Origin of the sequence: Spirillospora sp. NPDC049652 (assembly GCF_040675125.1) — a bacterium.
GTDB lineage: Bacteria > Actinomycetota > Actinomycetes > Streptosporangiales > Streptosporangiaceae > Spirillospora.
The window spans coordinates 1-8087 of record NZ_JBFAOF010000269.1 but is presented as its reverse complement, the minus strand read 5'-3'; the positions used below and the strand labels follow the sequence as shown (position 1 = coordinate 8087).

The 8087-nt window shown below is 70.8% G+C and carries 11 protein-coding genes; 4 read left to right on the top strand and 7 right to left on the bottom strand.

Features of this window, described 5'->3' with window-relative positions:
• Window positions 1-1195 precede the first annotated feature (1195 nt).
• The gene (locus tag AB0J52_RS18735) at window positions 1196-2947 is read left to right on the top strand and encodes a glycosyltransferase family protein (protein WP_500182862.1); all 1752 of its coding nucleotides are present in this window, start codon (window positions 1196-1198) and stop codon (window positions 2945-2947) included.
• Between the two features lie 46 nt (window positions 2948-2993).
• Here the strand turns inward: AB0J52_RS18735 and AB0J52_RS18730 are convergent, their stop codons facing one another.
• Genes AB0J52_RS18730 through AB0J52_RS18715 form a run of 4 tightly spaced genes read right to left on the bottom strand, consistent with a single transcriptional unit; the run spans window position 2994 to window position 4428 of the window.
• The gene (locus AB0J52_RS18730; protein ID WP_500182861.1) at window positions 2994-3173 is read right to left on the bottom strand and encodes a DUF397 domain-containing protein; all 180 of its coding nucleotides are present in this window, start codon (window positions 3171-3173) and stop codon (window positions 2994-2996) included.
• A 53-nt stretch (window positions 3174-3226) separates the two neighbouring features.
• Window positions 3227-3406 carry a DUF397 domain-containing protein gene (locus AB0J52_RS18725; RefSeq protein ID WP_500182860.1) on the bottom strand — a complete coding sequence of 60 codons (180 nt, stop codon included), beginning with the start codon at window positions 3404-3406 and terminating at the stop codon, window positions 3227-3229.
• A gap of 16 nt (window positions 3407-3422) precedes the next feature.
• Window positions 3423-3620, bottom strand: a complete 198-nt coding sequence (locus tag AB0J52_RS18720) for a DUF397 domain-containing protein (RefSeq protein ID WP_500182859.1) — start codon at window positions 3618-3620, stop codon at window positions 3423-3425.
• The gene (locus tag AB0J52_RS18715) at window positions 3604-4428 is read right to left on the bottom strand and encodes a helix-turn-helix domain-containing protein (protein ID WP_500182858.1); all 825 of its coding nucleotides are present in this window, start codon (window positions 4426-4428) and stop codon (window positions 3604-3606) included. Before AB0J52_RS18715 ends, AB0J52_RS18720 begins: the two co-directional genes overlap by 17 nt.
• 111 nt (window positions 4429-4539) lie before the next feature.
• Between AB0J52_RS18715 and AB0J52_RS18710 the strand changes: the two genes are divergently transcribed.
• Together AB0J52_RS18710 and AB0J52_RS18705 are read left to right on the top strand one after the other, a co-directional pair.
• The gene (locus tag AB0J52_RS18710; protein ID WP_500182857.1) at window positions 4540-5001 is read left to right on the top strand and encodes an ATP-binding protein; all 462 of its coding nucleotides are present in this window, start codon (window positions 4540-4542) and stop codon (window positions 4999-5001) included.
• Complete coding sequence (locus AB0J52_RS18705; protein ID WP_500182856.1) at window positions 4998-5507, top strand: hypothetical protein; 510 nt, start codon at window positions 4998-5000, stop codon at window positions 5505-5507. The genes AB0J52_RS18710 and AB0J52_RS18705 overlap by 4 nt, the downstream gene beginning before the upstream one ends.
• Here AB0J52_RS18705 and AB0J52_RS18700 read toward each other — a convergent pair.
• Window positions 5407-6180, bottom strand: coding sequence for an alpha/beta hydrolase (locus AB0J52_RS18700; protein WP_500182855.1), 774 nt, complete (start codon window positions 6178-6180; stop codon window positions 5407-5409). The two genes, AB0J52_RS18705 and AB0J52_RS18700, sit on opposite strands and share 101 nt — an antisense overlap.
• Window positions 6181-6272: 92 nt before the next feature.
• Between AB0J52_RS18700 and msrB the strand changes: the two genes are divergently transcribed.
• Window positions 6273-6674 (top strand): peptide-methionine (R)-S-oxide reductase MsrB, encoded by a 402-nt coding sequence (gene msrB / locus AB0J52_RS18695; protein ID WP_500182854.1) that lies wholly within the window; start codon window positions 6273-6275, stop codon window positions 6672-6674.
• Window positions 6675-6761: 87 nt separating this feature from the next.
• Here msrB and hemQ read toward each other — a convergent pair whose 3' ends face one another.
• Both hemQ and hemG read right to left on the bottom strand, forming a co-directional pair.
• Window positions 6762-7460, bottom strand: a complete 699-nt coding sequence (gene hemQ, locus AB0J52_RS18690; RefSeq protein ID WP_500182853.1) for a hydrogen peroxide-dependent heme synthase — start codon at window positions 7458-7460, stop codon at window positions 6762-6764.
• Window positions 7420-8087 (bottom strand): protoporphyrinogen oxidase (hemG, locus tag AB0J52_RS18685; RefSeq protein WP_500182852.1); only part of this gene is annotated, 668 nt, incomplete at its 5' end. The genes hemQ and hemG, both read right to left, overlap by 41 nt.

Genomic DNA, 8087 nt, shown 5'->3' with positions numbered 1-8087 from the left:
GGGACCGGTCGGGCCCGTCTCACCGTCAATCCCGGGCAGACCCTCGGGGCCGGTCGGGCCCGTGGCGCCTTCCCCTTCGGGGCCGGTCGGCCCCGTCACGCCCGGCAAGCCCTCGGGACCCGTCGGCCCTGTCGGGCCTGACTGTCCCTCCGGTCCGGTCGGGCCGGTCACACCGTCGATCCCCGGCAGACCCTCGGGACCTGTCGGCCCGGTCGGACCGTCCAGACCGGGAACGCCCTCGGGACCCGTCGGGCCGGTGACACCGTCGACGCCGGGAAGACCTTCGGGACCGGTGGGGCCCGTCGGCCCCTCCATCCCGGGCATCCCCTCGGGACCGGTCGGGCCGATCTCACCAGGCGCACCCTCCGGGCCGGTCGGTCCCGTCGCCCCCTCCACCCCGGGCGTCCCCTCGGGGCCCGTCGGGCCCGTGGCACCGTCAATACCCGGCAGGCCCTCCGGCCCCGTCGGACCGGTCGGACCGTCCAGGCCGGGAATGCCCTCAGGACCGGTCGGACCGGTCACACCGTCAATGCCGGGCAGTCCTTCGGGGCCGGTCGGACCCGTGTCGCCGTTCGCGCCCGGCACACCCTCTGGACCGGTCGGGCCTGTCACGCCGGGCATGCCTTCCGGACCCGTGGGTCCGGGCAAGCCGTCCTCGCCGCGCTCGCCCTCCGGGCCGGTCGGCCCCGTGGGACCGGTGGGACCTGTGGAACCCGGCCCGCCGCCGCCGTCCCCCTTCGGGCCGGTCGGGCCCGTGGGTCCGGTCGGGCCCGTGGGTCCCGGTCTCGGCCGGGGTGGACGCGGGCAGCGCCAACCGCACTTCCAGTGGCAGTGCTTCTTCCTGCACGTGCCGGCGTCCGAGAGCGTGGCACTCGCCGCCGTCTGTGGAACCACCGAGATGACCGCCGCGGAAACCGGCAGGAGAACAGAAGCCGCGAACAGCGTTATTTTGGACAGCCTGCGGTTCATCATGAGTAGTGTCCCGATCTTGTCCGGCCGATGGGACGTGATTATCGCAGCACCCTCCACTCCTCATTCAACGAGCCGAAACCCAAAATCCGACACCTGCCCCCCAAGCCGAAGGAAACTGCGGGTTCCCAGGCATGCAATACGCCAGTAAATGGCAAGGCTCCCTGGCGCCAATAACAGCGGCGACCGGATACCCGGACGTGTCGCGCGCTCTATGCTCCCGGCCATGACCGCCGTCGAAGCCATCAGTTCCCGGATCGCCGACCGCTCCCGCAGAGCGGTGCGGCGGACGGACCCCCGCCGCTGGCACCTGCTGCTCACCGGCGGGTTCATCCTGCAGGTCGCGGTCCGGCTGCTCCTCGGGGCCCGGCAGACGGGACCGGTCCTCATCCCCGACGAGACCGGATATCTGCTGGCGGCCCGGCTCCTTTCCGGAGGCGTCGCCGGAGACCTTTCCGGACGCGTTTTCTACCATGCCGGATATGCCCTGCTCATCTCCCCCGCCTACTGGCTCACCGACGACCCCGCGACCGTCTACCGGCTCGTCATCGGACTGAACGCCCTCATGAGTGCGGCCCTCGTCATTCCCGCATACCTGGGTGCGCGGCGCATGGGGGTGAGACGCGGCCACTCATGGGCGCTCGCCCAAGGAATCGCGCTTCTCCCGGGCGTCCTGTATTACACGCAGTTCGCGTTGAGCGACGCGGTACTGCCCACCCTTGTTTCAGCGTGGGTGCTGGCCGTGCACACTTGGCTTCGCAAACGGGACGTGCGTTTCGGACTCGCAGCGGCCGGCCTGGCGGCGTTCACTTACTGCACCCACCCGCGGGGAGTGGTCGTCCTCCTCGTCCAGGTCCTCCTCCTGATCGCGGCCCCGCTCATCGACCGGCGCGTCAACCGGCGGGACCTCGGGCTGGTGAGCCTCTTCCTCACGCTCTGCGGCGTCCTCGCGTGGAACCTCAACTTCTGGGTGCGCCACGCGCTCTACCCCGCGGGGACGGCGTCCATGGGGCACCTGCTGGTGAAGCGGCTCACCAGCCTCGACGGGCTCATGTGGACGACCTCGCTCACCGCCGGGAAGGTCTGGTACCTGGTCGTGTCGACCTGGGGCCTCGCGGGCGTGGGCCTCACGGCGGTCATCGTCCTCCTCGTCCGCCCGGGCTACACCATGGCGACGCGCGTCACGGCCGGGACGGCGCTGACCGCCCTCGCCGGGATCGCTGTCGCCACCTCGGCCGCCGTCCCGGACGAGGGGACGGTCGCCAACCACGCGTACGGCCGCTACCTGGTGTGCTTCGCGCCCTTCTTCGCCCTCGCGGGCGGCGCCGCGCTGCTACGCGCGAAGCCCCTTGACCGGGTGCGGCTGACGCTCGGCGCGGCAGGGCTGGCCGTCGTGTCCGGCGCGATCGTCGGGTTCGGGAGCGGGGACCGGCTCCGGACGGGCTTCTTCGGGCCGTACGACTTCCCCGAGATCTGCTTCCTGACCTGGAACTGGTCGGGGCTCCACCTCTGGTCGGCCACCTGGACGGCACTGGTGATCCTCATGGTCACGGTCATCGCGGCGGCCTCGGTCCGGGAGGTCCGCGCGCGGCGCGGGATGATCGCCGTCCTCGTCGCCCTCAACCTGGCGGCCGCCGCCGTGACGACCGAGCGCGTGTCGTCCTACTGGGTGACGCAGCTGATGCCCCGGGTCTCCCTCAAGGCGGCCGGGCTCAAGCCCCACGACCGCGTGGCCATGAGCTACCGCGGCATGGCGTGGCGGATCTGGGTCTCGCAGGCGTTCCAGGTCCGGTCGGGCCTGGTGCCCTTCGACCGCTTCGACCGCAGACCCCCCGCGGCGTCCATCACGCTGATCGTGGTGCCGTGGAGCGTCCGGCAGCCCACCACGGCGAGCTGGCCGGCGGCCCAGCCCGGCTGGCACGTCGTCACCGCCCTCGACGGAGGCATAGGCGGCTGGGCCGCCTGGCGCCGCAACTAACCACCGGCCACCGCCGGGCGGTCCCATCAGGAACCGCCCGCCGCAATCAGCTCCCTCGCCGAATCCGCGCCAGCAACTGACCCAACTCGGCCGCACGCATCGAGAAGTAGCCGCGCTCCGGCCACTTACTGTCCCGAACACCGACCTCACCGCGCCCGAGCCAAGCCAGCTCCACACACGCTCCCTGTTCACCATCGGAGTAGCTGGACTTACGCCACGACACCATCGACTCCTCAGGGTGAGGTCGCAGCGGCCCTCCCGGGAGGGCCGCTGCCAAGATCAAGCGCCCCGCTGAATCCGCGCCACCAACTGGGCCAATTCGGACGGTCGCACGGAAAAGTGCCCGTCCGCCGGGTGCTTGCTGTCCCGGATGCCGATCTTGTCTGCACCGAGCTCGGCGAGCTCCACGCAGTTGGCACCAGCCGCATCACTGTGGCTGCTCTTACGCCACGGAATCATCGGTCGTCCCTCCACGTCACTGGCTGGTCCCGTCTGAAGCTTCGTGCCGGACACGCTCCAGCAGCAGCGCCAAGTGGGACGTGGGGAAGGTGAGGTGCCCGGTCGCCGGGGCCTTGCTGTCACGAAGACCTACGACACCATGGTCCAGGTCAGCCAGCTCGATGCAGGCGCCTTGGTGATCATTGCTGTGACTCGACTTACGCCACCTGCTCATTCACACGCTCCCTCATCTGATGAAGCCGACGAAGCGAATCACCCACATTCAGGGCGATGTCGCTGATCCGGTCAAGAGCCAGACGGTATGTGGCAATCTCACCCGGGTCACTAACCAGCCTGCCAGGCCCGAGTGTGCTTGTGAATGGATGTTCCCTGCCGTCCGGACCCGTGTAGATCAAGAAGGAACCGTCTCTGCCGAGGTGCGCCCCGGCGGACGTCTCCACCACTCGAATCGTGACGGTCGTGGTCATGGCGATGAGGTGGTCCAACTGGCCGAGAAGCACTTCCGGGGTCCCCACCGGCAGCATCAGGGCACCCTCATCGATGATCGCTCTAACGATCGGCGCGGGGGTTCGACCGAGGACCGCCTCTTGAAGTCGGAGGCGCCGCTGGACCGCCTGTTCCACATCGTCTGGCTGAGCAGTTTGAATCGCCGCACGGGCGTACTCCGGAGTCTGGAGCAGCGCGGGGACCCAGCCCAGCGACCAGATGTGGGCCTGGGTCGCCTCGGCCGCGATCGCATCGACCTCCTCGCTCCACTGGGAGGAGTGCCGGGACTTCGCGACGCGGATGATCCTTCCGAGCGTCCCACCCGTCCGGCATGCCCTGTCGATCTTGTCGGCGTCTTTCAGTTGAAGCGGAGTGACCCCGTTTTCAACTTTGGAGATGAGCGAGCCCGTCTTGCCGATCATCTTGGCCACGTCCGCGATCCCGAGGCCCCGTTCGGCGCGCAGATTTCTCAGTTCCACAGCCGCCCAGTCGAACGGATCACCTTCGGGGTCCAGCTCCCTCTTGCCCTTCGGCATGCGCCCTCCTCGGCGGGCCGCTACTTGAAACTTTGGAATTCTCCGGGTCAACGTACACCCGATGGGGTCACTGTGTGACTGGAAGTTCACACTCCGTCGTCAGGAGATCGCATGACGCCCGCCACCAGGGTTCCTACGTGCTTGTTCGAGGAGTCGTTTCCCGCTGAGGAGGTGTCGGTGGGGGTGGCTCGGCAGGGGGTATGGAACGTTCTCCGGGCGGCCGGGTACTGCGATGACCTCGCCGGGGACGCGGGGACGATCGTCACCGAGCTCGCGTCCAACGCCGTCCGCGCGGCCGTCGAGGAGCCGATCAGGGTGCGGCTCTCGACCGTCCACGGCGGCGGGGTCTGGGTGGAGGTGTGGGACGACCAGGACGCCGAACCCGCCCCGCGCCCCGCCGTCCAGTCGCTCGATGACCTGGACGAACTCTCCTGCGACGAACTCATCGGCGGCTGGGGTCTGGGCATCGTCGCATCTCTCTCCGCCGCCCAGGGGGTCCGCACCACGGAACCCCACGGCAAGTGGGTCGGCGCGCTCGTCGCCACCCGGCCGGACGGGACGACACCGCGATGAAGAATCCCGCCTACTTCCTCGGCGTGGCCGGATGCCTGCCGCTCGACCCGCTCTCGCCCTCCCCCGCCGACCACCTGCCGCAAGTCGTCGTCTTCGCCGTACCGTCCGAGCCGTGCCACGTGGACGCCGCGACGGCGGAGATGCGGCGGCTCTTCGCGCATCACCGGGTGCGGACGAACATGATCGTGTCGACCAGTGATCCGGACTCCTTCCCCGTCGGCGCGGCCATCGCCGGGAAGGAGTCCCTGCTCATCCGGTATCGGGAGCATCGGGAACGGCATCCGGTCCCGGCCGGGCTCGTGGCGGCGATGCTGGAACGGCGGCGGCTCATGATCACGCTGGTCGGGCGGCCGTGGCCCTTTCCGGCGGCGCGGCGGGGGGACCCTGCGCTGCTCAGCGCCTTCCTCAACGACCCCGCGACGCGTCCGAGGGCGGGGCTGGTGGTGCCGCTGACCCGCGATTCCCGCCGGACGGCGGGCAGGCACCGGGCCGGCGGCCCTCGATGATCTCAGCCCGGTACGCCTCCAGGCGGTCGGCCAGCTCCTTGGGGTGGCCGAGCATCGGCATGTGGTCGCCGGGCATCTCGTCCGGGACGATTCCCAGGCGCTCGCGCACGAGGCGGCGCAGGAACTCCGCCGGGAAGAACCTGTCGTCGCGGGCCAGCAGGAACCTCGTCGGGACGTCCGGCCAGGCGGGCAGCGGCCACGGTTTCAGCATCGGGGTGCCCGACTGGCCGCGCGGGTGCCTCGCCGCCTCGGCGACCAGGGCGGGCGGCGTGTCCGCGTAGAACAGCAGGGTGTCGTCGTCCGGGGCGCGGCGGTCGCGTTCGTCCTGCTCACGCCGGGCCTGGTCGTGGCCGGTGCTCGTCCACCACTCCCCCGGAGACTCCCCCGGCGCCGGGACCATCGCCTGGAGCATCACGAGCAGGTCCACCGGGACCCGCTCGCAGACCAGCGGCGCCGTGAAGCCACCCAGGGAGTGCGCCACCAGGATCAGGCCGGAGCGCCCCTCGACGGCCTCCACCACCGCGTCGGCGTACTCCGCCAGCCCCGCCGAATCGTCCTCGCAGGGCAGGTCGACCGGCACCACGTCGTGGCCCCGGCCGGTCAGCTCGTCCACCAGCAGGTGCCAGTACCACGGGCCGGACGCTGCGCCCGGGATGAGCACGTACGTGGCCATGGGAAACGCCTCCTCGGATCACGGACCCCTCGCCGTCGCACCCTAACCGGGGCCCCCGACAGAACGGCCAGGTCGCGAGGTACCTTCGACGTATGGAGAAGATCCGCAAGACCGAGGACGAGTGGCGGGCCGTCCTCAAGCCGGAGGAGTTCCGCGTCCTGCGCGAGGCGGGCACCGAGGCCCCCTTCACCGGTGAGTACACCGACACCAAGACCGTCGGGGTCTACCGCTGCCGGGCCTGCGGGGCCGAGCTGTTCCGCTCCGAGACCAAGTTCGAGTCGCACTGCGGCTGGCCGTCGTTCTTCGAGCCGTCGAAGAGCGAGGCCGTCACGCTGGTCGAGGACCGGTCGCTCGGCATGACCCGGGTCGAGGTGCGGTGCGCGACGTGCGACTCGCACCTCGGGCACGTGTTCCACGGCGAGGGCTACGACACCCCGACCGACGACCGCTACTGCATCAACTCGATCAGTCTCACGCTGGAGCCCGCCGAGTAGCGGGAAACAGGGAGAACACGCCTCCGGCCCGTCCCCGAACGACAGGGGGACGGGCCGGAGGCGTTCACGCGCTCAGGCGGGACGCCGCTACGGCAGGGCGGCGATGAGTTCCGCGACGGCCTTGCGGCGGCCCGTGTAGAACGGGACCTCCTCGCGGGTGTGGCGGCGGGCCTCGGCGCCGCGCAGGTGGCGCATCAGGTCCACGATGCGGTGCAGCTCGTCCGCCTCGAACGCCAGCATCCACTCGTAGTCGCCCAGCGCGAACGACGACACCGTGTTGGCGCGGACGTCCGGGTAGCCGCGCGCCATCCTCCCGTGCTCGGCGAGCATGGCGCGGCGCTCCTCGTCCGGCAGCAGGTACCACTCGTAGGACCGGACGAACGGGTACACGCACACGTACGCGCGGGCCTCCTCCTCGGCGAGGAACGCCGGGATGTGGCTCTTGTTGAACTCGGCGGGCCGGTGCAGCGCCATCTGCGACCAGACCGGCTCGCTGGCGCGGCCGAGGGCGGTGCGCCGGAACCGGGAGTAGACCTCCTGCAGGTCGTCGGAGGACGGCGCGTGCCACCAGAACATGTAGTCGGCGTCGGCGCGCAGGCCGGCCACGTCGTACAGGCCGCGGGTCACCACGTCCTTCTGGCCGGCCTGGTCGAGCAGGTCCTGCACCTCGGCGGCGTCCTGCTCGGTCACCGCGCCCGGCCGCGACACCCGGAACACCGACCACATGGTGTACCGGATCACCTGGTTAAGGTCGCGCGCCTTCGGCTTCGCGGGCTTGTCCGTCATTCTTCGTCTCTCCCCGACTCTCCAGATACTCCAGTATGCGTCCGGCCGCGGACCGGGCGTTCGCGATCACCGCGGGGACGCCGACCCCGTCGTAGGCGGCGCCCGCGACGGCGAGCCCCGGCTGCGCGGCGACCGCGGACCGGACCCGTGCGATCCGGTCGGCGTGCCCCACGTCGTACTGCGGCAGGGCCCCGCCCCAGCGGGTCACCCGCGTCTCGACGGGCAGCTCGGCGATCCCGCAGGTCACCGACAGCTCGGTCATCGCGGCGGCCGTCAGCTCCTCGTCGGAGCGCTGCAGCGTGTGCTCCTCGCCGACGCGGCCGATCGACGCGCGCGCCACGACGACGCCCGGGTCCCGGTCGCGCAGGTGCGGCCACTTCACCGAGCTGAACGTCACGGCCTTGACCTGCCGGTCCTCCACGGACGGGACCAGGTAGCCGCTGCCCGGCGGGGTGCGCCGGAACGCCGACGCCGGGTAGGCGAGGGTGATCAGCGCCATCGACGCGGTCTCGATCCGCTCCAGCTCGCGGGCGGCCGCGGGGACCTCCTCGGCGAGCAGCCGCGCGGCGGGCGGGGCCGGGCAGGCGACGACGACGGCGTCCACGTCCAGCGCCTCGGGGTCGCGGG